Annotated in this window: 25 protein-coding genes and 1 riboswitch; of the genes, 8 read left to right on the forward strand and 17 right to left on the reverse strand. The window is 46.4% G+C overall.

The genetic code is table 11. From position 1 onward, the window contains the following. Window positions 1-4: 4 nt before the first annotated feature. The 9 genes from GV030_RS13215 to guaB all read right to left on the reverse strand — a co-directional run bounded on the left by GV030_RS13215 (window position 5) and on the right by guaB (window position 8,753). Entirely contained in the window at window positions 5-970 is a 966-nt protein-coding gene (locus tag GV030_RS13215; protein ID WP_159582783.1) for a MoxR family ATPase, read from the reverse strand. A 15-nt stretch (window positions 971-985) separates the two neighbouring features. Further along, complete coding sequence (locus GV030_RS13220; protein WP_255465389.1) at window positions 986-2,338, reverse strand: peptidylprolyl isomerase; 1,353 nt, start codon at window positions 2,336-2,338, stop codon at window positions 986-988. Continuing rightward, window positions 2,292-3,146, reverse strand: a complete 855-nt coding sequence (locus tag GV030_RS13225) for a peptidyl-prolyl cis-trans isomerase (protein WP_159582784.1) — start codon at window positions 3,144-3,146, stop codon at window positions 2,292-2,294. The genes GV030_RS13220 and GV030_RS13225 overlap by 47 nt, the downstream gene beginning before the upstream one ends. Next, the gene (locus GV030_RS13230) at window positions 3,143-3,559 is read right to left on the reverse strand and encodes an ATP-binding protein (RefSeq protein WP_159582785.1); all 417 of its coding nucleotides are present in this window, start codon (window positions 3,557-3,559) and stop codon (window positions 3,143-3,145) included. The genes GV030_RS13225 and GV030_RS13230 overlap by 4 nt, the downstream gene beginning before the upstream one ends. Next, window positions 3,549-3,890 carry an STAS domain-containing protein gene (locus GV030_RS13235; RefSeq protein WP_159582786.1) on the reverse strand — a complete coding sequence of 114 codons (342 nt, stop codon included), beginning with the start codon at window positions 3,888-3,890 and terminating at the stop codon, window positions 3,549-3,551. The genes GV030_RS13230 and GV030_RS13235 overlap by 11 nt, the downstream gene beginning before the upstream one ends. A gap of 5 nt (window positions 3,891-3,895) precedes the next feature. After that, on the reverse strand, window positions 3,896-5,941 hold the full coding sequence (locus GV030_RS13240) for a SpoIIE family protein phosphatase (RefSeq protein ID WP_159582787.1): 2,046 nt from the start codon (window positions 5,939-5,941) through the stop codon (window positions 3,896-3,898). Window positions 5,942-6,176: 235 nt separating this feature from the next. Further along, window positions 6,177-6,653, reverse strand: a complete 477-nt coding sequence (locus GV030_RS13245) for a hypothetical protein (RefSeq protein WP_159582788.1) — start codon at window positions 6,651-6,653, stop codon at window positions 6,177-6,179. 252 nt (window positions 6,654-6,905) lie between these two features. Beyond that, complete coding sequence (locus tag GV030_RS13250) at window positions 6,906-7,196, reverse strand: hypothetical protein (RefSeq protein WP_159582789.1); 291 nt, start codon at window positions 7,194-7,196, stop codon at window positions 6,906-6,908. Between the two features lie 87 nt (window positions 7,197-7,283). Further along, a complete protein-coding gene (gene guaB / locus GV030_RS13255; RefSeq protein ID WP_159582791.1) occupies window positions 7,284-8,753 on the reverse strand; it encodes an IMP dehydrogenase in 1,470 nt (489 codons plus the stop codon). Between the two features lie 87 nt (window positions 8,754-8,840). Here guaB and pnuC point away from each other — a divergent pair, with 87 nt between their 5' ends. The 3 genes from pnuC to GV030_RS13270 all read left to right on the forward strand — a co-directional run bounded on the left by pnuC (window position 8,841) and on the right by GV030_RS13270 (window position 12,582). Further along, window positions 8,841-9,440 carry a nicotinamide riboside transporter PnuC gene (gene pnuC / locus GV030_RS13260; RefSeq protein WP_159582793.1) on the forward strand — a complete coding sequence of 200 codons (600 nt, stop codon included), beginning with the start codon at window positions 8,841-8,843 and terminating at the stop codon, window positions 9,438-9,440. After that, window positions 9,437-9,955 (forward strand): AAA family ATPase, encoded by a 519-nt coding sequence (locus GV030_RS13265; protein ID WP_159582795.1) that lies wholly within the window; start codon window positions 9,437-9,439, stop codon window positions 9,953-9,955. Before pnuC ends, GV030_RS13265 begins: the two co-directional genes overlap by 4 nt. A 16-nt stretch (window positions 9,956-9,971) precedes the next feature. Beyond that, window positions 9,972-10,083, forward strand: a riboswitch (TPP riboswitch). A gap of 48 nt (window positions 10,084-10,131) precedes the next feature. Continuing rightward, window positions 10,132-12,582, forward strand: a complete 2,451-nt coding sequence (locus tag GV030_RS13270; protein WP_159582797.1) for a TonB-dependent receptor — start codon at window positions 10,132-10,134, stop codon at window positions 12,580-12,582. 64 nt (window positions 12,583-12,646) lie between these two features. Here GV030_RS13270 and GV030_RS13275 read toward each other — a convergent pair whose 3' ends face one another. Continuing rightward, window positions 12,647-13,216, reverse strand: a complete 570-nt coding sequence (locus GV030_RS13275) for a DUF4136 domain-containing protein (RefSeq protein ID WP_159582799.1) — start codon at window positions 13,214-13,216, stop codon at window positions 12,647-12,649. 126 nt (window positions 13,217-13,342) lie between these two features. Between GV030_RS13275 and GV030_RS13280 the strand changes: the two genes are divergently transcribed. Continuing rightward, on the forward strand, window positions 13,343-13,978 hold the full coding sequence (locus tag GV030_RS13280; RefSeq protein ID WP_159582801.1) for a hypothetical protein: 636 nt from the start codon (window positions 13,343-13,345) through the stop codon (window positions 13,976-13,978). Here the strand turns inward: GV030_RS13280 and GV030_RS13285 are convergent. After that, entirely contained in the window at window positions 13,972-15,789 is a 1,818-nt protein-coding gene (locus tag GV030_RS13285) for a VWA domain-containing protein (RefSeq protein WP_221413342.1), read from the reverse strand. The two genes, GV030_RS13280 and GV030_RS13285, sit on opposite strands and share 7 nt — an antisense overlap. A gap of 114 nt (window positions 15,790-15,903) precedes the next feature. Between GV030_RS13285 and GV030_RS13290 the strand changes: the two genes are divergently transcribed. Continuing rightward, window positions 15,904-16,479: an RNA polymerase sigma factor gene (locus tag GV030_RS13290; protein WP_159582803.1), complete on the forward strand. Its 576-nt coding sequence runs from the start codon at window positions 15,904-15,906 to the stop codon at window positions 16,477-16,479. Next, on the forward strand, window positions 16,466-17,767 hold the full coding sequence (locus GV030_RS13295) for an energy transducer TonB (RefSeq protein WP_159582805.1): 1,302 nt from the start codon (window positions 16,466-16,468) through the stop codon (window positions 17,765-17,767). The genes GV030_RS13290 and GV030_RS13295 overlap by 14 nt, the downstream gene beginning before the upstream one ends. A 1-nt stretch (window position 17,768) precedes the next feature. On the opposite strand, the gene prmC is transcribed toward GV030_RS13295, so the two are convergent. Then, entirely contained in the window at window positions 17,769-18,620 is an 852-nt protein-coding gene (prmC, locus tag GV030_RS13300; protein WP_159582807.1) for a peptide chain release factor N(5)-glutamine methyltransferase, read from the reverse strand. Between the two features lie 18 nt (window positions 18,621-18,638). Here prmC and ribD point away from each other — a divergent pair, with 18 nt between their 5' ends. Beyond that, the gene (gene ribD / locus GV030_RS13305) at window positions 18,639-19,658 is read left to right on the forward strand and encodes a bifunctional diaminohydroxyphosphoribosylaminopyrimidine deaminase/5-amino-6-(5-phosphoribosylamino)uracil reductase RibD (RefSeq protein WP_159582809.1); all 1,020 of its coding nucleotides are present in this window, start codon (window positions 18,639-18,641) and stop codon (window positions 19,656-19,658) included. 10 nt (window positions 19,659-19,668) lie between these two features. Beyond that, window positions 19,669-20,139: a GAF domain-containing protein gene (locus GV030_RS13310; RefSeq protein ID WP_159582811.1), complete on the forward strand. Its 471-nt coding sequence runs from the start codon at window positions 19,669-19,671 to the stop codon at window positions 20,137-20,139. Here GV030_RS13310 and GV030_RS13315 read toward each other — a convergent pair whose 3' ends face one another. From GV030_RS13315 to GV030_RS13335, 5 genes are all read right to left on the reverse strand, one after another. Beyond that, window positions 20,140-20,925, reverse strand: coding sequence for a M48 family metallopeptidase (locus GV030_RS13315; protein ID WP_159582813.1), 786 nt, complete (start codon window positions 20,923-20,925; stop codon window positions 20,140-20,142). It lies immediately after the preceding gene. Between the two features lie 8 nt (window positions 20,926-20,933). Beyond that, complete coding sequence (locus GV030_RS13320) at window positions 20,934-21,467, reverse strand: DUF4870 domain-containing protein (RefSeq protein ID WP_159582815.1); 534 nt, start codon at window positions 21,465-21,467, stop codon at window positions 20,934-20,936. Window positions 21,468-21,479: 12 nt separating this feature from the next. Continuing rightward, a complete protein-coding gene (locus GV030_RS13325; protein WP_159582817.1) occupies window positions 21,480-22,064 on the reverse strand; it encodes a DUF4389 domain-containing protein in 585 nt (194 codons plus the stop codon). 146 nt (window positions 22,065-22,210) lie between these two features. After that, window positions 22,211-22,867, reverse strand: a complete 657-nt coding sequence (locus GV030_RS13330) for a phosphatidylserine decarboxylase family protein (protein WP_159582819.1) — start codon at window positions 22,865-22,867, stop codon at window positions 22,211-22,213. Further along, the gene (locus GV030_RS13335) at window positions 22,867-24,141 is read right to left on the reverse strand and encodes a Glu/Leu/Phe/Val dehydrogenase (protein ID WP_159582821.1); all 1,275 of its coding nucleotides are present in this window, start codon (window positions 24,139-24,141) and stop codon (window positions 22,867-22,869) included. The genes GV030_RS13330 and GV030_RS13335 overlap by 1 nt, the downstream gene beginning before the upstream one ends. Between the last annotated feature and the right edge of the window lie 3 nt (window positions 24,142-24,144).

The raw sequence follows: 24,144 nt of genomic DNA on the forward strand, positions 1-24,144 counted from the left end.
TTGCTTATAACAGCTGATCAATAATGGTTTCCTCGGTTTTGCCTTCAGCTTCGGCTTTGAAGTTTTTTACGATTCTGTGAACGAGGACTGGCTTAGCGACTTCCCGTACGTCTTCGATATCTGGTGAGTATTTTCCTTTGAGGAGCGCATTGCATTTGGCTGCCAGGATTAAAAACTGACTGGCCCGAGGCCCTGCTCCCCATTCCAGGTACTCATTGCTAATTGGGTCTGCATTTTCAGTAAATGGCCTGGTCTTATGGACCAGGTTGACCACATATTCAAAGACATTATCAGCCACAGGTACTTTTCTCACAAGTTTCTGAAACTTAATAATTTGCTCCTTAGTGAGAATTTCACCTGCAGCATAGTCGTCACCCGAAGTGGTTTGCTTGATAATACTCAACTCCTCCTGAAGAGATGGGTAATTAAGCTTGATCATAAACATGAAGCGGTCCAGCTGGGCTTCAGGGAGCGGGTAAGTACCTTCCTGCTCAATGGGGTTTTGCGTGGCCAGCACGAAAAACGGCTTGTCAAGTATGTAGTTATTACCTCCGGTAGTTACCGCGCCTTCCTGCATGGCTTCTAGGAGCGCAGACTGGGTCTTAGGAGGCGTTCTGTTGATCTCATCTGCCAGGATGACATTGGAGAAAATAGGTCCCTTGATGAAGCGGAAATTGCGCTCCTGATCTAAAGTTTCGGCGCCTAGTACATCCGAGGGCATGAGGTCGGGAGTAAATTGAATCCTGCTGAAATTAAGCCCAAGTGACTGAGCCATGGTGTGAACCAGAAGGGTTTTCGCCAGACCAGGAACACCCACCAGCAGTGCATGTCCGCCACAGAAAATGGAAGTGATGAGCAATCTGACCACTTCTTTCTGACCGATTACTACTTTGCCGATTTCTTGTTCCAGTTTCTGATAAGCGGCATGTAACTCATTCGCCACTTCTACTTCATTCTCCATTTCAGACATATTCAGACTTTTCGGTTATTGTTCCAGTAGGTTACAGTGATCAAATTCTGGATCGATATCAATGTAAACTTCATCCCTGGCATCATCAAACCATTCGGATAAAATTTTATTTCTTTTATTATTGAGGGTAGCTGCTGCTATTTTTTGATAGTCATCTTTCAGGTTGGCCTGATGAGGGGCCAATCTATTCTTATAATAAAGAATCCTGAAAGCGGTGGAGCCATCGGGTTGCTGAAATTCCAGTGGTTTGGTGATGCTCCCGATCTTCATGGTATCCAATGTGAAAAATATGGTAGGATCCAATTGATCTACTGAGACCCTGTTGGACTCATTATCATCCAGAAAAAAGCCACCATTGGATGAGGTGAGCTGATCATCAGAGTATTCCTTAGCTGCCGCCTGAAATGTAATGCTGTCATTCACAATGGCGGTTCTGAGACTGTCTAGGTAAGTCCGGGCCTTGATCACATCCTCAGACGAAGGTTTCGGAGAGATGAGTATGTGCCGCGTTTTGAAGGTATTTCCACGTTTTTGCTGAAGTTCTATCAGGTGATAGCCAAACTGAGTTTCTATGGGCATAGAAAGCTCGCCTTCCTTCAAGGTCATGGCTGTGGCCTCAAACTCGGGTGCCAAATCTCCCCGCTTGTAAAAGGGGAGCTCCCCACCTCTGGCTGCTGAGCCCGGATCTTCAGAATATTGCCTGGCCAAAGCGGCAAAAGACTCTCCCTGGAGAACCCTTCCCCGGATTTCATACATGAGCTTCTTTACATCTTCCTTCTGCTTGGTACCAGCTTTGGGTTGCTTTACGATCTGCCCTACTGTCACCTCGGTGGAGAAGAATGGAAGGCTATCCTGAGGAATTTTGCCAAAGAATCTCTTCACCTCTGCCGGAGACACCTTCAGATCAGCAGTAATATCTTGCTGCATCCGCTGGATGACCATTTGTTCCTTGATGTCGTCAAAAAGATCTGCTTCTATCTGATCCATTGACTTCTTATAATAGGCCTCTATCTCCTCCCGGGAGCCTATCTGAGAGATCATGTACTCCATTCTCCTGCCGAGGTTGCTTCGCACCTCTTCATCGGCTACCTCCACAGAGTCTATTTCAGCTTTGGCTACCAGCATTTTGTTCACCACCAGCTGTTCCAGTATGTTGCATTTGGCAGTGCTTCCTCTGAACTCCCCACGAGACAGGTAATCCAAATAAGCCTTTTCCAGGTCAGATTTGAGGATAATGTAATTGTCCACTTTAGCAATAATCTTATCTACCACCACGCCCTCTGTTTGGGCATTGGTAATAAGCGGTAAGATGAGAGCGATGCTAATCGCGATATATTTCAAACAGATGTTGTTCCTTTGATTCATCATAAATTTTTTCTTCTAGCTCCTTCTTCAGCGCAATTTTCCTCTTATTGATGATTATGTTTTTAATGTCTTCTCTGATAAACTCTAACGGTGAAATCTCATCTGAAATTTTAAAATCGAAGATATTTAGAAAATAGATGTATTCCTCATTTGTCGTTTCGGAGTACTTGTTTTTCGAAAGAAACTGGTTTTTGTTTTCCAGCGTTTCCAGCGGAGTTCCCAGGATGAGTTCATCGAAAATAATCCAGGTAGTATCCTCGAGGTATGATTTAGTGGCAAATTGAGAAACGTATGATTTCAGGTCTTCCAGATTTCCTTCGGGATGCGCCCGGAAGTTACGCCGAAACTGGGCAAGGTTGGGTGCGTTTTTGGGAACTTGCGCAAAGATGCATTTCACGATGTTTTGCTTGAGCAAAAAGTTATCGGCTTTGCCGTTGTAGTAGTTGGTGACCTGCTCGGTGCTTACCTCTCGGTCCAGGTTTTGTGTGATGTATTTTTTCTCGAAAGAATGAACCATGAGGGCATAGCGATAATCCAACACTTTACGCTCGATTTCTGCCTCGTTAAAATCCACTGCTTGCGAAGATCGTGAAATCATCAGCTGCTTCTTGATCCAGTCTTCTATGTATTTCTCCGCCAGCTTGGTGCTGTCATCAGAGGAAATATTGGCGGGAAAAAGTCCATCCAGATCGGAAGGGTAGAGGTAGCTCTCCATGCTCCTGGCAATGGGCGCTTCGGTGGCTGTTTCTTTCGGTTTGAAAAACTCGCATCCGTAGGAAAATGCCAAAATTATGATCCAGCCATATTTCATTCACTCAGCTTTTTAGTCAGCTTGCAAATATTGTAATTCTTCTCGGTAGAGAACTCTATTTTGTCCATTATTCTCTTGACCAGCATCAGCCCTACGCCACCTTTCCTTCTGGAAGAGACGATCTCATCCAGCGAGGGTTCAGCATAAGTACTCAGATTGAAGCTGATCCCCTGGTCTCGGATGACAAAAGTGACTTGCTCGGCTGGCTGAAAATCAACGTAGACTTCAATGGTTTGTGTGGGATTACAATGATTGGAGTGAATGATCAGGTTGGCACAGATTTCATCCACTGCAAGTACGAGCTTGTGTGCTTCCACTTCTTTGATGGCCTGACGATGTAGGATGTCGGCAACAAACTGTCTGATCTTGGCAAGATTCTGCTTGCTACACGATATGGTCAGCTTATTTTCCATTCAAAAGCGCCTGGGCTTCTTCTTTGTTATTGGTAATATTCATCAAATGCTGTAGCCCCAGAATGTCAAAAACCTCTCTGACTTTTTCCTGGAGACCGAAAATAACCAATTTGATGTCATTGGTCTTGAGCTCCTCCAGATAGGAAATAAACACCCCCAACCCAGCGGAAGAGATATACTCTAGTTTGCTGAGGTTGATCAGTATTTTAGCATAGTTTTCAGCTGCCGATTTCAATGCATTGTCCAGTTCTATCGATGAGCTGGCATCCACTTCTCCCCTGACCTCTATGAGTTGGTAATCCGACTCAGCCTGTATGTTTATTTCTACCATAGTTATTATTTAAACCTGACGATGGTAAGTGTATAATCATCGTCCAATTTGTTTCCATTCAAAAATTTCAGCAGATCGTTAATGAGCATATCTTTCAGTTTACCCAAAGGCGCATTAATGTGGTTTTGCAGTGAGGATTTCAGGCCATCCGCGCCATATTGCTTCTTGTATTCATTTTTGGCTTCTGAAATACCATCTGTGTACAGGAGCAATAAGTCACCTGGCTGGTAGTTTATGGTTTCTTCTTGAACGTATTCGTTGTACTGCGAGTTTCTCAGGATACCCAGTCCCAGTCCTTCTTTCTCTAAAAGGGTGATATTTCCGGTTGAAGCTGAATAATACATGGCCGGGCAGTGCCCCGCTCTTGCATAGCAGAATTTTTTTTCCCGGGTGTTGATCACGAAGAAAATGGCGGTAATGAAGGAGTTTTTCTCCAGGCAACGGCCTATGGCGGAGTTGGCTTTGGTGATAAATTCCTTTGGGGTACTTACATCCTGGGCCAGGCTGTGAAAAATACCCCTCATCTGAGCCATATTGAACGCAGCGGACGTGCCTTTACCAGACACATCCCCGATGATCAGGTTAAAGATGTCCTTAGAAGGCTCAATGATATCATAATAGTCTCCCCCCACTTCATCGGCAGCCATGCTATAGGCTTCTATTTCAAAACAGTCGTTGCGTTCGAGTACCGAAGGCAACAGGCTCTTTTGCACACTTTTAGCAATCTTCAATTGTTCCTTGTAACGCTCATTGTCAAGTGCCTCCCTGATGAGGTGGAAGTTTTCAATAGAGATGCTGGCCTGATTTACAAACGTGGTGATGATGTCCACCATCTCCCGGTTGAAGGCGTCGCCTACCTCCTGCAGTAAAGCCAGAGAACCTATTTGTTCGTTTTGAACCATGACCGGCACGGCGATGATGGATTTGAAGTCAGGATGATTGAGGGTGCCAATGACCTTGCTGGGGGCAAATTCATTGGAGACCTGCTGACTCAGTATTTTTTTGATAAAGTCCTGTCGTACACTCTCTTTAATATCTTTCACAGTGAGGGTAGTGACGCCACGGGTGAGTAGGATGGGCTCTTCTCCACTGATCTCCAGCCAGGCAGCATCCGCAAATACGGCGCTCATAGAGCTCTCCAGCAGGATGTCGTAGGTCTGCTCGGCACTCTGCCCTGCCGGAATGGATTGGCTCAGCTTTTGAAAGTCAATAGCCTCCTGGAGCTTCCGCTCAAAAACAGAAGAAGTGGGTAGGTTGAAGAGGGTAACCAGGATGGAAATGCCCGCATACAATATGATGAAGATAAACAGCGAAACGAAGTAGGCCCGATCCAGCAGGTCCAGATTGAGGGCGCCGGTCTCCGAAAAATTCATCAGGTTCAGCAGGAAATGGTACAGATAGATGCCTGAGAGAATAATGAAAAGAATGCTTTTCCACTTCTGTTTGAAATTGAGGTAGGCAATCCACTTGAGGTTAAAAGCAAGGATAATGCCCAGGCCTCCTAAAAAGATCAGTGCCGTATTGAAGTTGACGCTGAGAAATTTGTTGCCAAACAGGTCAAAAATCAGGCTTCCCAGCAAGGCATACTCGAAGAATCCCCAGAGCTGGATGAGGTTTTTGGACTTCTGATACAGGATCAGTCGTTTCCAAACCACAAATGTGGAAACCAGATAGACGACCACTAGCCCGATCAGGATGTTGTAGAGGAAATTTACCGTGAATGGATTTTCACTGATGGTGCTGTTACCGAAAATATAGAAAAACAACCGGATGAAAAGCGAGCCGATGGTGGTGACCAGGCCGGTAATGAACACCCGCCATAATAGATCGATGAAGTTGATGCTATCTGCCTTGGTGATGGTGTACCGGTAGTAAGACAGGGTGGAAAGCACCAGGGTCGTCAGGAAAATCTGTGGCAAAATGGCCGACAAGTCTACATTGAGCTGGTACTGGTCTACAAAAAGGAGGTAGAGATCAAAAAAAGTAAACAGTAGCCATGACAGGATGCCTGCTAAAAAGCTAAGTCGTATTTTGAGTTTTTCGGAGAGCATCGGCGTGCCGCAAAAATACGGGGGTGACCCTTAATAAAAAAGCCATCCATATAATGTATGGACGGCTTTCACTTTTTTTAACGATTCCAGCCAGTTATTGGTTTAAGTGACCATAAAATATCAGAAGTATATCAACCAACTATTCATTGACGCGGTAAAAGGCCTCTAGAAGCCTAAGCCTTTACTTTGAGCTTTATGTTGGAGAGCATACCAAGGTAAATTTGAGGGTGATGGGTCACTCCTTTATAATTACATAGTAATCCTGAAGTTCACTAAGTTCTACTGTTTGCCCATTATATTTCACCTCTGAGGTCCAGGTGTTAAAACTACTTGTGCCTCCTACCACCCAAGTGATTGTATCAATATCTGATTCTGTTAACCTAATAAAGAACTCCTTGTTGCCGGTATCTTCAATATATCTTGACCCTCGATAAAAGAGATCGACTCCTAATATAAAAAGAGAACTATCCATGGCAGTTATCTCCCTTGGCCAAATTTCTATTTTCCCGCTGACCTTGGAGTCATTTTGTATAGTCCAAACCTCCATTTGATTCTGGTCATAGGATTCTGGACTATCGGGGTTCAACAAGTCAACCCCAGTGTCAGTCACCAGCCTTAGTTTTGGAAATGTTGCCCGATTTTCACCTCCCTCTTTAGAGCAGGCCATTGCAAGGGCTATTAAAGTCAGAATGATTACTTGTGGTTTTTTCATAGCTCTAGACCTTGTTAGCTGAATTAGTGCTCAAACCCAATCGAATGGCTGTTTTATGACCACCTCAAACCCTAATCAAAGTGCTTCTCAATGGTATAGAAGTCTCGCAGGGAACTAAGTCAACAATTTTGCCATTATATCGAACTTCATCTGTAAAGATAGCTCCGCCCTTTCCTGATGTGACCCAGGGGATGGTGTCTATATCCTTACTTTTAAACCGAATGAATACTTCCCAGGCACCTGAATTATTGTTCATGTAGGCAGTTTTCCCGTCTTCACGAATGAAAGTAACCAGAAGCTGGTGTCTGAAGTGAATCTTATTCGCTCTTGAATGGAGGCGAACAATGGAATTTGATTGTTGTCCTTGATCGTCCAAAATTCAATATCGTCGGCCTCCAATGAATCTGGGGTGATTGGATTTAGTAAATCCAGTCCATCGGCGTTGACAAACTTGAATGCAGGTCGGTCTGGAATGGACTCGCAGCAGTCCTTTTTGCAGCTAAGTAATAAAAATCCAACAATAACGAGGAAAGTATTTTTCATGGGCATTCAGATAAAGATAAAAAAAGCTGCGCATGAAACGCAACTGTTTTTACCCCTATCTAAAAGAGCCGACGAATTCTCGAATCTCTATCTCCTGCTATAGTTAGGAGCTTCTCTGGTAATGGTGATGTCATGTGGGTGGCTTTCTGCCACTCCGGCTGCAGAGATCTTCACAAACTTAGCATTGTGTAGCTGCTCAATAGTCCCGGCTCCACAGTAACCCATACCTGCTTTGAGGCCTCCAGTGAGTTGATAAAGGACTTCAGAAACCATGCCTTTGTAAGGCACCCGGCCTACTATGCCTTCCGGTACCAGTTTTTTGATGTCGTCCTCCGCATCCTGAAAATAACGGTCTTTCGAGCCGTCTTCCATGGCTTCCACGGAGCCCATTCCACGGTAAGTTTTGAATTTTCGTCCTTCGTAGATGATCATCTCCCCTGGAGCTTCTTCGGTTCCTGCTAAAAGAGAGCCAATCATCACACTGCTGGCACCACCAGCAAGTGCCTTCACCAGGTCGCCGGAGAAACGAATACCTCCATCGGCTATGATGGGTAGGTCTTTTCCTTTCAGGGCTTTGGCAGCCTCATACACGGCTGATAACTGTGGTACGCCTACGCCCGCAACCACGCGGGTGGTACAGATACTTCCAGGACCTACACCTACTTTCACTGCATCAGCTCCGGCTGCTGCCAGCGCCTCTGCCGCTTCATAGGTAGCAATGTTGCCCACGATGAGTTCCAGATCCGGAAAAGCTTTCTTGACGTTTTTAGCTGCGTCGATTACGCCTTTGGAGTGACCGTGAGCAGTGTCTATGCTCACCACGTCCACACCCGCATTTACCAATGCCTTGATCCGATCTACCATGTCTGGAGTCACACCCACAGCTGCGCCTACTCTCAGTCGGCCGTATTCGTCCTTGCAGGCATTAGGGCGGTCTTTGTTTTTCAGGATATCCTTGTAGGTGATAAGCCCTGTGAGTTTGCCGTCTTTATCGATGATTGGCAACTTTTCTATCTTATATTCTTGCAGAATTTGCTCGGCTTCCTTCAGACCCACTTCCACTTCTGCTGTGACGAGATTTTCTGTGGTCATGATCTCCCGGATCGGGCGCTTCATGTTTTTCTGAAACCTCAAATCACGGTTGGTAATGATCCCGATCAATTTCTTATTTTGGTCGATGACAGGTATTCCTCCAATTTTATTTTCGCGCATGATCTTTTCTGCATCTCCGGCCACACTATCGTGAGAGAGGGTGATGGGATCGAGAATCATTCCACTTTGAGATCGCTTCACTTTGCGCACCTGTGCGGCTTGCTGGTCGGCAGGCATGTTCTTATGAATAAAACCCAGACCGCCTTCCAGCGCCATGGCAATAGCCAGCTCAGCTTCGGTCACCGTATCCATAGCAGCGGACACAAGTGGGATATTCAGCCTAATATTGCGGGTAATTCTGGTGGAAGTGTCGGTATCTCTGGGGAGGATTTCAGAGTAACCTGGAAGGAGAAGCACATCATCATAGGTTAGTGCTTCAAAGAGGAATTTATCGTCGAGATTCATGCAAACAATATTTGTTATTATTTGCCGGGCAAAATTAACTGGTCTTATAGAGATTGCGAAACTTAATGTGATTTATAATTTACAGGCATGAATGAATTCTTCTCGCAGCTACTGGAACAGATGTATCAGACTACATGGCTGGAAGCTGTGGCGGTGTTTTTTGGGTTGTTGAGTGTGTGGTATTCCAAGCAGGAAAATATTTTGGTGTATCCCACCGGTATCGTGTCCGTGCTGATTTATATCTACCTCACACTTGAATATAAGCTGTATGCCGATATGGGTATTAATGGATATTATTTTGTGATGAGTGTGTATGGCTGGTATCATTGGACCGATAGCGAGAATAAGCCGCAGATTCCTATTACAAGTAATAGCAAAAAGCAAAATGTGATCAGTATTTTGTTCTTCATTGTGTCTTTCATTGTGATCAGAACCGTTTTGGTTTACTTCACCGATAGCGATGTGCCCAACTGGGATTCCATTACCTCATCATTTGCCCTGGTAGGTATGTGGCTGATGGCCGAAAAGAAAATTGAGAACTGGATTGCCTGGATCATTGCAGATATTATTTCGGTGCCGCTTTACTTGTATAAAGGATTGCCATTTACAGCTTTTCAGTTTTTTGTGTTTACAGTACTGGCCACCTGGGGGTATTTTTCATGGAGAAAAACGTTGCTTAAGTCATGATCAGAAAGATAGCGATAATTGGTCCCGAGTCTACCGGGAAAAGTGAGTTGTGCCAGCATCTGGCACGGATTTACGATACCGAATGGGTGCCGGAGTACGCTCGTTTTTATCTGGACAGACTAGAGGGAGAATACCAAAAAGAGGATCTTCTGCATATAGCGCAGGGCCAGATGGCCTGGGAAGATGATAAGGCCGAGCAGGCCAGTGGGTATCTTTTTTGTGATACCAACCTCATTGTGATGAAGGTCTGGAGTGAGCACAAGTATGGTGAAGCCGACCCCTGGATACTGGAGGAGTTGGAGAGGCGCCAGTACGATTTTTACCTGCTGGGTAATATAGACTTGATTTGGCGGCCTGATCCGCAGCGTGAGCACCCCAAGTTGAGAAAGCACTTTTTTGATGTATACGAAACCTACCTGAAGGAGCATGACCTGCCGTATGCCATTGTATCAGGGATCGAAGACCTCAGGGTCAAATGTGCTCAGGATTTAATCGAGGATTTCTTCAACAAATAGTTTTGGCCTAAGTTTGCGGCTACAAAAGGGGTGCCTTACGGATTCTAAAAGGAGTCTATCGGGCTGAGATCATACCCAAATAACCTGATCCGGATAATGCCGGCGTAGGGAAGTATGATAAACCAGTAGGGAAGTTCCCCGCTTTCCGTATGGTTAAATGTTAACAACAATTTAAAATGAAAGTTTTTTGGATGTCAATGCTGGCAATGACCGCTGTATTCAGTGCGTTTGGTCAGTTCACTGTGGATGGCAAGGTAGTCACCGAAGCGGGTGAATCTTTGCCCGGAGCCAACGTATGGCTGAACCAGTCTAAGTATGCCACCTCTACAGATGGGGATGGTATTTTTATGTTGAGCAAGGTGCCAGCGGGTACTTTTGAGTTGAGTGTTTCTTTTGTGGGCTACGAAACCTACACGAAAGTACTGAAGGTGAATGAAAACGTTTCTCTGGAGATTTCGCTGAATGAGAATGTGATTAAAGGCGAGGAGGTTTTTGTTTACGCTACCCGGGCTAATGAGAAAACACCCACCACTTTTTCAAACATTTCCAACAAGGAGATAGAAGGCCGAAACATGGGCCAGGACCTGCCTTTTATTCTGCAGCATACGCCCTCTATGGTGGTGACCTCCGATGCAGGAAATGGTGTAGGCTATACAGGGATCAGGATCCGGGGGAGCGACCCCACACGAATCAACGTGACCGTAAATGGTGTGCCGATCAATGATTCGGAATCGCATGGTACGTTTTGGGTAAACATGCCGGACATGGCCTCTTCTGTCAACAACATTCAGATTCAGCGTGGGGTGGGTACGTCCACCAATGGTGCGGCAGCCTTCGGTGCTTCCGTAAACCTGCAAACGGACATGCCTTCTCAGGAGGCTTACGCCAAAGTGGACAATAGTTTTGGGTCATTCAATACCTGGAAACACACGGTAGAAATGAATACCGGTCTGATTAACAAAAAATGGGCTTTTCAGGGGCGATTGTCACAGATATCCTCTGACGGATACCTGGATCGTGCATCGGCCGATCTGAAGTCTTACTACCTGTCTGGCGGGTACTATGGAGATAAGACTACCGTGAAAGCTGTGGTTTTTGCAGGCAAGGAAGTGACTTATCAGGCCTGGTGGGGTACTCCTGAGGCCCGGCTGAACAATGACGTGGACGGGATGATGGAGGTCATTGCCAACAATGGACTCTCCGACGAACAGGCGGATAATCTGCTCAACTCAGGACGCACCTACAACTACTATCAGTATGACAATGAAGTGGACAACTATCAGCAAGACCACTATCAGCTCCATTTAAGTCATGTTTTCAATCCTAATTTCAATGTGAACGGAGCCCTGCACTATACCTACGGACGTGGGTACTATGAGCAGTACAGAGCGGATGATGACCTGGCGGACTACGCGTTGCCGGATGTAGTGATTGGTGACAGCACCATCTCATCCACAGACCTGATTCGTCGCAGATGGCTGGACAACGACTTTTATGGATTCACCTTTTCAGCTAACTACACTAAGGAGAAATGGGATTTGTCTTTTGGAGGTGCCTGGAACAAATATGATGGGGATCATTTTGGTGAAATCATCTGGGCACAGTATGCCAGTACCAGTGCCATTCGGGATCGTTATTATGACAATTTCGGAAGGAAAACCGATTTCAATGTTTACCTGAAGGGAAACTATCAGGTAGCTCCTAAAGTGAACCTCTTTGCAGATGCACAGGTCAGAATGCTGGATTATCACACGAAGGGAGTGGACAGCGACCTGAGGAATATAGATACAGGAGACACTTACGCCTTTTTCAACCCAAAGGTGGGCATGACCTATTTGGTGAAGCGGGGCGAAAGTTTTTATGCCTCTTACGCCGTGGGCAACCGGGAGCCGGTGCGTGGTGATTTTGTAGATGCTGCCGAGGGTCAGATTCCAAAGGCAGAGACCATGCGCAACCTGGAGGTTGGGTATCGTAAAGCTGCAGGGAATTATAGCTATTCAGCCAACTACTACCTCATGGATTATGAAAACCAACTGGTGCTCACCGGTGCGGTGAATGATGTGGGTTCATCCATACGGGTCAATGTGCCTGATAGCTACCGGATGGGTGTGGAGCTTGTGGGAGCGGTGAAGGTGATGGACGCCCTGACCCTGTCTGGAAATCTGACCCTCAGTAAAAACAAGATTGCCAACTTTACAGAGGTGATTTACGACTATGGTCCGGCCTTTGACGAGTACAACGAAATCCAAAATGAATACACCGATACTGACATCTCATTCTCTCCCAATGTGATTGGTGGCACGCAGATTGGTTACAAGCCACTGAGCTTCCTGGAGATTTCTTTGTTGAGCAAGTATGTGAGTAAGCAGTATCTGGACAATACGTCTAATGATGATCGCAGCATTGATGCCTACTTTGTGAATGACCTGAAAATGGATCTCACGTTTGCCAGCAAGCAGGTGAAGCAAATTGGCATCTCACTTTTGGTGAATAACATTTTCGATGTGCAATATGTGAGCAATGGCTACACCTTTGGCTATGCCGGAGGAGACTATGTGGTGCGTGAAAATTACTATTACCCTCAGGCGGGGACTAATTTCATGCTGGCCTTATCACTGAAGTTTTAAGTGTCAAAAAAAGCCTTCGGAATATGGATTCCGAAGGCTTTTTTATTTGGAGTCGTTTTTATTTTTACTGGTAGCTGGCCGCTAGTAGTCGGTATTGATTCAAAATACTGCGTACCGAATACCGCACGTCTTTAGAGAAATAAGTTCTGTCATCGAATAGCCCACTGGCATAGCCCTGCCAGATGACACCATTGGACTTGCGGTCTACAAAGTCAATCAGTAGGGTGCCTTTCTTAAGTTCATAGGCTTTATTGGTATACTTCGCTTCACGGATGTACTCCAGGTTGTTTTCATTCTCAGCGCGCTCTGCGTACAGGGCATCCCAGCTCTCCAGCTCCAGCTGCTCGTAGCCTTTGAAAGACATGTCGTTGGAGAATACTTTGTAAGCAATGTAAATTGAGGGCTTATCGGATTTTTTATAGCCTTGAGAAATCATCCTACGTTCAATTTCTCTTTTGATCATGCTGTCACTAAGGCCATTGTAGTTTACGGTGTCTCCCAGGTTTAGAAAATTGAAGGTATCGTAGCGCTTAAATTTCCCGCGATAACTGTAATCATACTCTACGATAAATTCCCGCTCTGCCATGCATCCGGAGAGCAGGATAAACGAGGTAATAATGAGCAAATTTTTCATTTTTGTAGAAATTTGGCGGGGTTTGGTGAAACGTTCTTATCTATTAAATTCTTTACAAACTGTTTTTGTTTTGGATTTCTGTTATTTAAACACTTATAATTTAGCACCGAATTTTAATATTTCCGAATGTCATCACACCACATTGTCAGAGATCAGCAGGAACCGGCCTTAATTTTGCACCGCCTGGACTCCTTTCCGGTCTCACATTTGCATGCACTCCTGGAGTGGTCACCGACGGTGATCTGTTGTGAACCGGGTATTGATAAATACACCAGTCTGGGCCATAAGCTGGATTTTGCACTGGTGAGTTTAAACCGTTTTGAAAGCTGGAAAGGCCGCCTGGATAATCAACAGCCCGTTAAAATCATCGCCATTGACGATTCCCACTTCTTAATGACCGGGCTGACAGTACTCCAAAAGGAAGGTCATCGTGCGGTGAATATCATCACAGATGAAGCGTCGGTCTTTGATGTGATCCAATTGCTTACCCAGTGGCTCAACCAGTTGGATCTGGTGGTATTTACAGAAAAACAAAAGTTCCTTTTTGTCAAGAATGAGACATTCAAAAAATGGCTGCCTGCCGGTACGCGGCTTACATTGATGGCCCTGAGTGAGGATTCGAGATGGGATGTCGTGGGATTTCAGGAAGATGTGAAAGCCTCACATGATCAGGAGTTGGAGGTGGTCAAGGCAAAAGAAGGGGAGGCTGAGATCCACTGCAGCCATCCCCCTTACTTGGTGGTTGAGGATTTAGATTACTGAATCCTGTTAGCAATGTTTACCAGTTTGATAAACTCTGCTCTGTAGCCGAATTCGTCCACCCCGACAGACTGGTGGGCCATGGTGAGTATTTTGCTGAATGTGAGATTTCCCTTAAATTCTGAATCTCTCAACACCATCCCGAAGCTGGCTACCGTGGCCGACCAGTTGAGGTTTTCGTCTTCATCAAATGTGCTGTCATTGGCCAAAGGCTGTTCTATGAGTTGACTGGTATTTTTATTTGGCTCCTTGTATCTGAATTTTACGGTCAGTAACTCATCTGTATCTCCCGTGATGGTCTGCGACTGGTACTTCAGGTCATCTACCTCTTTGGTGAAATTGCTTTTGACTCCCACCGGAATGATTTCGTAAAGAGCGGTCACCGTGTGCCCACTCCCCAGCTCGCCAGCATCTTTTTTGTCATCGTTGAAGTCCTCATCATTGAGCTTTCTGTTTTCATAGCCTATCAGGCGGTAGGCCTGCACCACATTGGGGTTAAACTCCACCTGAATTTTCACGTCTTTGGCGATCGTGAAAAGAGTACCACCAAACTCTGTCACCAATACTTTTTTGGCTTCCAGGATGTTGTCGATGTAGGCATAGTTGCCGTTGCCTTTGTCAGCCAGGGTTTCCATTTTAGAATCTTTGTAATTGCCCATACCAAAGCCCAGTACGGTTAGGAATACACCCTCCTCCCGTTTTTCTTCGATGAGGCGCTGCATCTCTCCATTGCTAGAGGCCCCAATATTGAAGTCTCCATCGGTGGCCAATATCACCCGGTTGTTGCCACCCTCCACAAAATGCTCCTTCGCAACTTTGTACGCCAGTTTGATGCCGGCACCACCAGCGGTGGAGCCCCCTGCTTCCAGATTTTCCAGTGCTTCGATGATTGCAGGCTTATTCGCTCCGTCTGTAGGAGGCAGCACCAGCCCCGCAGCGCCTGCGTAGACCACTATGGCCACCTTATCCTGCGGACGTAGTTCATTGGTCAACATTTTTAGACTGGAGACGAGGAGTGGTAGTTTGTTGGGAGCGTTCATGGAGCCGGAGACATCCAGCAGGAAAACGATGTTGGATGGCGGAAGCTGCTCCATGGCCAGTTTTTTCCCCTGAATGCCAATTTTCACCAACAGGTGATCCTCATTCCAGGGAGCTCTGGTTTTAGCAGTGTGTATGGCAAAGGGTTTGTCGTCTTTAGGCCCTTCATAGTCGTAATGAAAGTAGTTGATCATCTCTTCTATGCGTACGGCATCTTTGGGCGGTAGCTGACCCATGTGGAGAAAGCGGCGCATGTTGCTGTAGGAAGCGGCGTCCACATCTATTGAAAAAGTAGAAAGTGGCTTATCGGCACTTTTGTGGAAGATATTTTCCTCAATGGCGTCATAGGATTCGGTGTTGTGAAATGGGTTGGACTCACCTACCATGTAGGAAGGGCCAGCGGCCCTTGATACTGCCCCTGTGGCATTCAATCGCTTACGTAAGGAAGATGATGAAGCATCCTGAAGTACTACTTCTTGTAACTGTTGCACATCGGTGTAGAGGATCACGTTGATTTGTTGTTTTTTTCCGACGCGGATTTCTTCAGTTTGAAAGCCCACGAATGAAAAGACCAGGGTGCTGTTGGTATCATTTACCTGAATGGAGTACTTTCCATACTTGTCCGTTTGTGCGCCGTTCGTTGTTCCCTTTTCTACTATGGTTACCCCAGGAAGCGGGTTGCCGGATTCGTCATAAACTGAACCGGTTATTGGGAGGGTCATGGCATTCAGACTGAAAACCATCACCATGCTGAGAAGTAATAAGAGCTTTTTCATATCGGTATCATATTTGATTTGTATTCTTGAGATGTGATACCGACCTTAATTCCATAAGTGGAGTGAAATTATTTCCCTACTTAATTTTTAACTGACTGTAAAACAACAGGTTATTTGAAATTTATTTCTTCAAATAAGGACGAACAACCGGATGAAGCACTGCTCATCCGCTACCAACAGACTGGCGATAAGGCTTTGATTGGAGCACTTTTCAGCAGGTATGTGCATCTGGTGTATGGACTTTGCCTGAAGTACCTGAAAGATCGGGATGGCGCACAGGATGCGGTGATGACCATTTTTGAATCTCTTTTTAAAAAGCTTCTGGACCATGACGTAAAGTATTTCAAGAGCTGGCTCTATATGGTGGCTAAAAATCACTGTCTCATGGAGCTTCGCAAAGCCGGAACCAGCAAAGATTTGAATGGATCAATTATGGAAAATGAGGTGTTTTTGCATCCAATAGAAGAAATGCCTACCGATGTGACCGATGACCTTGATGCCATGGAAAAATGCCTGGAACAGCTACGGGATGATCAACAAAAATGCTTGCGGATGTTTTATTTGCAAGAGCTGAGTTACGAAGAGGTGAGTACGAAAACCACTTTTGCGCTGAAAAAGGTGAAGAGCTATATCCAAAATGGGAAGAGAAATTTGAAAATCTGTATAGAAAAGCAACATGCCGACAGGTAGAAAACATAGCACATTAACCAGAGAGCAGATCCGGAACTATCTGGAGGGAAAACTGACGGGCAAAAATGCCCATGCGGTGGAGCGTCAGTTGCTCAATGATCCTTTTGACGAGGAGGCTATGGAAGGATATGCACTGTTTGATCCAGAACTTACCGAAACGGATCTGGATGGGCTGATGAAAAGGGTGGCAGCAAGGTCCAAAAAGCGCCAGAGTTATGCGTGGCGTTGGGCAGCTACTTTCGCACTCCTTGCGGTGGCTGCTGTGGTTGTTTGGTTGGTGGTACCGTCCTTAGACCCTGCCAGTGACCAGCTATCCCTGAAAGAAGAAGACAAACAGGAAAAAGACGCGGCTGATATGGGAGATTCCAAAATTGTGCAAGAAGAGGTTGTCATCCCGGAGCCACCTTTCATCAAAGAAGAAAGCGTCCCGGTTGCTGAAGCAACCCGACCAAAGCCCGAAGAAAACATACTGACGGAAGAAAATGAGGAGGGTCCTTCTCAGGAAGATGTAGCGATCACTACCAGGCGTCCGGAACCCTCTGCAGATGAATTGATGGAGGAGGATCAGGTCATTGAGCTGGCAGATGAGACACTGGCTGAGGTGGTGATGGAAGAGGTGATTCCGGAAGAGAGCTCCGCACTGAAGAAGGAAGCGGTAGCTATGAGCAGATCCACAGGAGCAGTGACCCGATCAGCTCTGGGGGTAGATAATATGGTGACGGGCACGGTCACTGATGAAGCTGGAACCCCATTGCCAGGAGTGACGGTGGTGGTGAAAGGCACCGCCTATGGAGTGATGAGTGATAGCAATGGTCAATACAACCTGGAACTCGCAGATAGAAGCGCTGTGCTTGTGTTCTCCTATGTGGGTTATGACCAGATAGAGCTGAAGGTAGGCGACAGAAGGCAGTTGAACGTGGAGCTGGAGACGGATGTACAGGCACTCTCCGAGGTGGTAGTGACCACCTATGCGGAGACCAATGAAATGAGCTTTGAGAGTGCCGAACCGGCAGAGGGATTAAAAGCCTACCGGTCTTACCTGGAGCGAGAACTGAACTATCCCAGGACGGCTATCGACAGCAATGTTTCAGGTAAAGTAATCCTGAAAGTTGCCATTCTCGCCACTGGAGAGATAGGAACGATTGAAGTGAAGCGAAGCCTCGGATTTGGCTGTGATGAGGAGGCGATGAGGTTGGTACGAACAGGTCCCCCGTGGAGAGCAGCCACCAGAAATGGAGAGCCTGTAGAAAGTCAGGTTCGGGTAAAGGTGGTATTCCAACCGGAGTAGGTCAGAGGAGTATTGCCCTTACCATGCGATCTTTGCCATTCAGGTCTTGAAAAACTTTTACGTCTTCGTATCCTTTTGTTCTCAGCATGTCTTTCGTTGCCAGTCCAAAGGCCTCATGGATTTCGAAATAGAGCTTTCCTCCCGGGGCTAGGTGAGTTAGCCCAATCTCGGCAATGCGTCGGTAAAAAATGAGCGGGTCATCATTCGAGACGAAGAGTGCCCCTTCCGGCTCAAAGGCCACCACATTCTCATGCATTTCGATGCGATCCGCCTCCGGTATATAAGGAGGGTTACTCACGATGAGGTCATACTGCTGTGGAGGAATTTCCCCAAACACATCCTGTACCTCCATGTTGACTTGAGCTCCCAACGCCTGGCTGTTTTTCTGAGCGGTTTTTACAGCTCCTTCAGAGATGTCCCAACCAGTCACATTTGAGGCCCTCATGGCCAGCGCGAGACTGATGGCAATGCATCCGGTGCCAGTACCTATATCCAGGATATTGAGTTTTTGATGACGATCATTCTCATCAAGTATCAACTCCACCAGCTCCTCGGTTTCTGGTCTGGGAATTAGGGTATGTTTATTCACCAGATATTTTCGATCCATAAAATAAGCAAAGCCGATGACGTGCTGCACGGGCACATTTCTCAGCAGCTGTAGCATGGCAGACCGGAGCTTTTCATGGTCACTTTCCGAAAGCTCTCTTTCAGGATTGGTGAGTCGGTGGATCCGGGTGATCCCCAAATGATCTTCCAGCAAGAGATTGATGATTGACTCTGCCTCTCTTTCTCCATAGATAGGAGTGAGTTGAAGAACTGATTCTTTGTAAATTGCGGACACTTTGTGATTCACAGCACGAAGTTACCGAATATGTCAGATCAACAATGGATGCAAAGAGCGCTGGAGCTTGCCCGTCTGGGTTTGGGCAATGTGAGCCCCAACCCTATGGTAGGGTGCGTGATTGTGAAAGATGACAAAATCATTGGGGAGGGCTATCACGAGCAGTACGGAGGGCCGCATGCGGAAGTGAATGCTGTACAAGCTGTGAAGGATCAGTCCCTTTTGGCTCAGAGCACCGCTTATGTCACGTTGGAGCCCTGTTCGCATTTCGGAAAGACTCCACCTTGTGCCGACTTGCTGGTGCGTCATCAGGTAAAGCGGGTGGTCATTTGTAATGAGGATCCCAATCCTTTGGTAGCCGGGCAGGGCATTGAGCGACTGAGGAATGCCGGAATTGAAGTGGAAATCGGTTTGTTAAGGGAAGAGGGGAGAGTGCTCAACAGAAGGTTTTTCACTGCATTTGAAAAGAAAAGACCCTATGTGATCCTGAAGTGGGCACAGACCGCTGATGGTTTTGTAGCCCGTGAAAACTATGACAGCAAATGGATCAGCAATACTTATTCGAGACAGCTGGTGCATAAGTGGCGTGCTGAGGAGGATGCTATTTTGGTGGGGACCAATACGGCTCGTTACGATAATCCATCTTTGACCACCAGAGACTGGAAGGGCAAAAATCCTGTGCGTTTTTTCATTGACAGAACGTTGTTGTTGAACAAGGGAATGCATCTCATGGATGGAACCGTACCTACTTATTGTTTTACGGAAGGGGAGGGTGAAAACAGGCAGAATTTGACATTTATTCAGCAGGAGCAGATTGCACCTGAAGCCATTTTAGCTTCGATCAGCGAATTGAAAATCCAGTCTTTGATTATGGAGGGTGGAAGCGGGTTACTCAACTCTTTCATTGAACGTGGACTTTGGGATGAAGCCAGGGTTTTCATTGCCCCTCACACTTTTGGTAAAGGCATTGCTGCCCCTCATATTTCCGGTGAACTTTTGTCAGCAGAGGACGTTTTAGGAGATCGGTTATTAATTTATAAAAATCATTGAAAGCGCTACCATGGCAGAAGAACTAAACATTATCCATACCACTGACAAGAGGGAAAAATACGCTTCTCTCATACCGCAAATAGAATCGCTGATTGCTGATGAGGAGGATTTGATTGCTAACCTGGCCAATATCGCCGCAGCACTCAAATATGGGATGGATTTCTTTTGGGTGGGGTTTTACCTGGTCAAAAATGACCAATTGGTGCTGGCTCCGTTTCAGGGGCCCATCGCCTGTACTCGGATCAACAAAGGCAAAGGTGTTTGTGGACAAAGCTGGGCCACTGGCCAAACCATTATCGTGCCCGATGTAGACCAGTTTCCAGGACATATCGCCTGCAGTTCTGATAGCAAATCAGAGATTGTGGTGCCTGTGATCAAAGATGGTGCGGTGATAGGTGTACTGGATGTGGATAGTGATCAACTAAACACCTTTGATGAGGTGGATCAGGAGTTTCTCGAAAGATTGGTTTCCAAGCTCTGATTATAGTGCTGACTTCACCAGCTCCCAGTCAATATTCATCGGCTCAGCTTCGAAGTTTTCTTTTAGTGGATACTCTAGTGCTTCCTTGATGCGCTTATTGAGATTGGGGTGAGACATCAGAAAATCCAGCCGGTCGTCACCTTCTCCGTACTTTTCTTTCAGCCGCCTAAAGATCGTGGAAACATACCGGGGGCTGATGGCTGCTTCTTCCAGTGTCTTTAAGGCAAACTGGTCCGCACTTGTCTCCTGAGTCCTGTCAAATGAGGAGGAGATGGTGGCTTTGGCTATTTCCCCTACCAGTACCGGATCACTTCCGGTAAGGATGGAAAAGACCACATTGATACCGAGATCCTTCAGGATTTTATTCACAACATGGCGTTCTTCCACATGACCCATTTCATGGGCCAGTACTGCTGCCAGCTCCTCTGGGTTCTCTGAGAGCCTGATGATTCCCGAGAAAATAAAGATATGTCCACCCAGCGTAGCAAAAGCGTTCACCTCCGGTTCATTCAGCACATGGAGTTGATAGTCATAGTTGGTAGGACCGATGGCCGTCAGGAGTCTCTTTTTGATAGTCAGAATGGCTTCACTCACCGTATCGTTTTCTACCGCTTCATACTCTCGCAGCACCTGGTCGGCCAGTAGGTCTCCCAGCTCTTGCTCCGTTTCCACAGACACGGACAGTTCGGGGGCATCAGGCACCCATCTAAACAGGGTGAAAGCTAACCAACCAATGAGAAATGCCCCAATGACGATGAGCAGTTCCTTATAGAGTCCTTTGATCATTTGCTGAATTATTTGGGAGGCTCATTGAGAACGGGAGCGTCAGAAGACTCCTCTTTGCGATAAGCAAAGTGATAAGCCAGCTTGCCAAAGAAAAGGAAATAATAGAACCTTCCTTTTCGGGCTTTTGTGGCTCCCACCAGACTGAAAATGACATACAACAGATTGGCTGCCACTACCACCCACAGGTAACCCCAGTAGAGCTCCGATACGGTAGCAAATCCCTCCATAAACACATCACTACTGCGAAATGACCCTTCATTGAAGATGATCCGGAAGGTCCAAAAAACCAACCCTGCGTTCATCAGAGTGGTGGGGATCTGCGAATAGAGGGATTGCAGAGCGTGAAATTTCACAAATCTGCTTTTGCCTTTGTTCACATAATAGTAGATCACCGCAGCGATGAGATTCAAAATAGGCAAAGGGAGGCCTGCCGCCAGAGCGGCAAACATCATCAGGTATGCCCCCATGGCATCTTCCCGATCCCTCATGCTGATATCCTCTACCTGCTCAATAGGGTAGTATTTTTCGGATGTGTCTGTCATGTTTCTAAGTGATTATTCCTTACCGGAAAATGGTGGATACTGATCATCCATAAAGCCCATGTATAAGCTCACGCGGGTGCTCCATCTCAATGTTTCCACATTGAAGGTATGCCAGGATTCCGGATACTTACCAGTGAAAAGCACGGCCCAAAAGGCGAGAAAAGAGAGGATAATTCCCCAGAGCGTACGGAAATAAAGAATAAATCCATGTGGGATAAGCACATAAATAAAACCAAAGAACGCACGGAGCAGGAGCAATCCTCGGCTGATGTTTTCAGGGTAAGGTACTTCCAGTGAGGTGTACTCGTCGGAGGCATTGATGCCAAAGGCCGGGTACCCGTCAGAAAGGTTCATCAATCGGGCATTCAGTCGCAGGTTCCACTGCAACAGACCCACCTGAAACTCAAAAAAGCTTTGAGGGTATTTTCCGGTAAAAAGGACAATCCACCAGGCAATGAACTGTAAGATGGCTCCCCAGATGCTGACGAAAATAAGGAGAAAGAGGTGTGGGAATGCGATGTAAATCGCACCAAAGAGTGAGCGCAAGATGAGCTCTCCACGGGAGTAGTACTCCTGATGTTGGATGGTTAACTTCATTTAAGGTTAGGTTTTGTGAAATCGGAAGTTAATTTTTTTTAGAAAAGGATCAAAGAACTATTTGCAATCCTCCCGCGGGTGGACAGGGAACGCCAAAAAAAAGGCCTGATGATCACCAGGCCTTTTTTTATGACTTCTTTTCTCTATTATGACAGCTCGGCAATGACCGTTTTGCCTCCGTAAGAAATGTCATCAATGTTTACTTTGATTTTGGCATCCAGTGGAAGATAGAGGTCTATTCGGCTACCGAAACGGATAAAGCCAAATTTTTCACCTTGCTCTACTGGTTTTCCTGCTTCCGAATAAAAACAAATCCTCCGAGCCACAGCACCCGCCACCTGACGCATCATGATCTCCACTCCGGAGGCCAGTTTCAGCCCGATAGAAGTGCGCTCATTGTCTGTGCTCGATTTGGGATGCCACGCCACCAGAAATTTACCCGGGTGATATTTGAAGTAAGAGATTTCTCCTGCTACCGGGCTTCTGTTCACATGCACGTTAAGCGGCGACATGAAGATCGATACCTGAATTCTTTTGTCTTTCAGGTATTCAGACTCTTCGGTTTCTTCGATTACCACCACTTTACCATCTGCCGGAGCGATGATTTGTGAAGGGTTTTTTTCCACAGGAAACTCAGGATCTCTGAAGAAACGTACCACAAGGATGAAGAAAATAACCGCTGCCAGGCCCAGTATGACCTGCACCACCTGAAATGGGATGAGCCAATAAAGCAGTGCGTAGAGCAGCACTAGAATAATGGCTGCAATGGGTATGATCTTGTATCCTTCTTTGTGAATGTTCATTAGAATCCTCCTCTGTATTTATAGGTTTTAGCCACCTTGTCTATGGCCACAATATATGCAGCGATACGCAAGGAAACATTATATTGTTGAGATGTCTCGTATACTTTATCAAAAGCCGTTTTCATGATCCTGTCAGACCTTCTGTTGACTCGCTCAGCGGTCCACTTGTAACCCAGCCTGTTTTGTACCCACTCAAAGTAAGAGACGGTAACCCCACCGGCGTTGGCCAGAATGTCCGGCACAGCCATGATGCCATTGTCGTTGAGTATGGCGTCAGCCTTGGCGGATGTAGGGCCGTTGGCTCCCTCCACGATCAGCTTGGCCTTGATCTGGCCAGCATTCTTTTCAGTGATTACATCTTCCACAGCAGCGGGCACCAGCACGTCTACATCGAGTAGCAAGAGTTCATCCGGATCTATTTTTTCAGCACCTGCAAAACCTTCCAGTGATCCGTTGTTTTCATTTCGGTAATTGATGGCTTCCTTGATGTTGATGCCTTCTTTGTTATAGTAAGCACCCGAAAGGTCAGAGACTGATACCACAGTGACACCTCTTTCTGCCAACAGGATGGCCGCCCATGAGCCTACATTACCAAATCCCTGAACGGCACAGGTAGCTTTGAATGGATTGATTTTCATCTTCTCCATAGCCGCCATGGCTGAGATCATTACTCCCCGGCCAGTAGCTTCTGTTCGGCCCAGTGATCCACCCAATACCAGCGGTTTACCCGTAACAACCGAGTTGACGGTCATGCCCTGAGCTCTGGAATAGTGGTCCATTAGCCAGGCCATTTCTCTCGGTCCGGTACCCATATCTGGTGCCGGAATGTCCCGGTCGGGACCGAAAATCTCCAACATGGATTGCGTGAATGATCGGGTGAGTCGTTCCACTTCTCCGGCAGACATGGCTCTTGGGTTGCACTTGATGCCACCCTTGGCACCTCCATAGGGAATATCGACCACCGCACATTTCCAGGTCATCCATGCAGCCAGGGCTTTTACTTCGTCCAGGTTCACATCCATGTCATACCTGATCCCACCTTTGGAAGGGCCCAGAATATTGGAATGAATCACTCGATAGCCTTCAAATACCTGGATAGATCCATTGTCCATGGTGATGGGGAGTGATACGATGACTTGCTTGGTGGGGGATTTTAATACATTATAAACTTCATCATCCAGGCCGAGGTGTTGCGCTGCAATGTGAAATCTTGACATCATTGACTCGAAAGGATTTCCTTTATCCTTAATAGGAGCCGGTTCAATGTAAGCCATGCT

The sequence above is a fragment of the Marinoscillum sp. 108 genome (assembly GCF_902506655.1).
Taxonomy (GTDB): Bacteria; Bacteroidota; Bacteroidia; order Cytophagales; family Cyclobacteriaceae; genus Marinoscillum; species Marinoscillum luteum.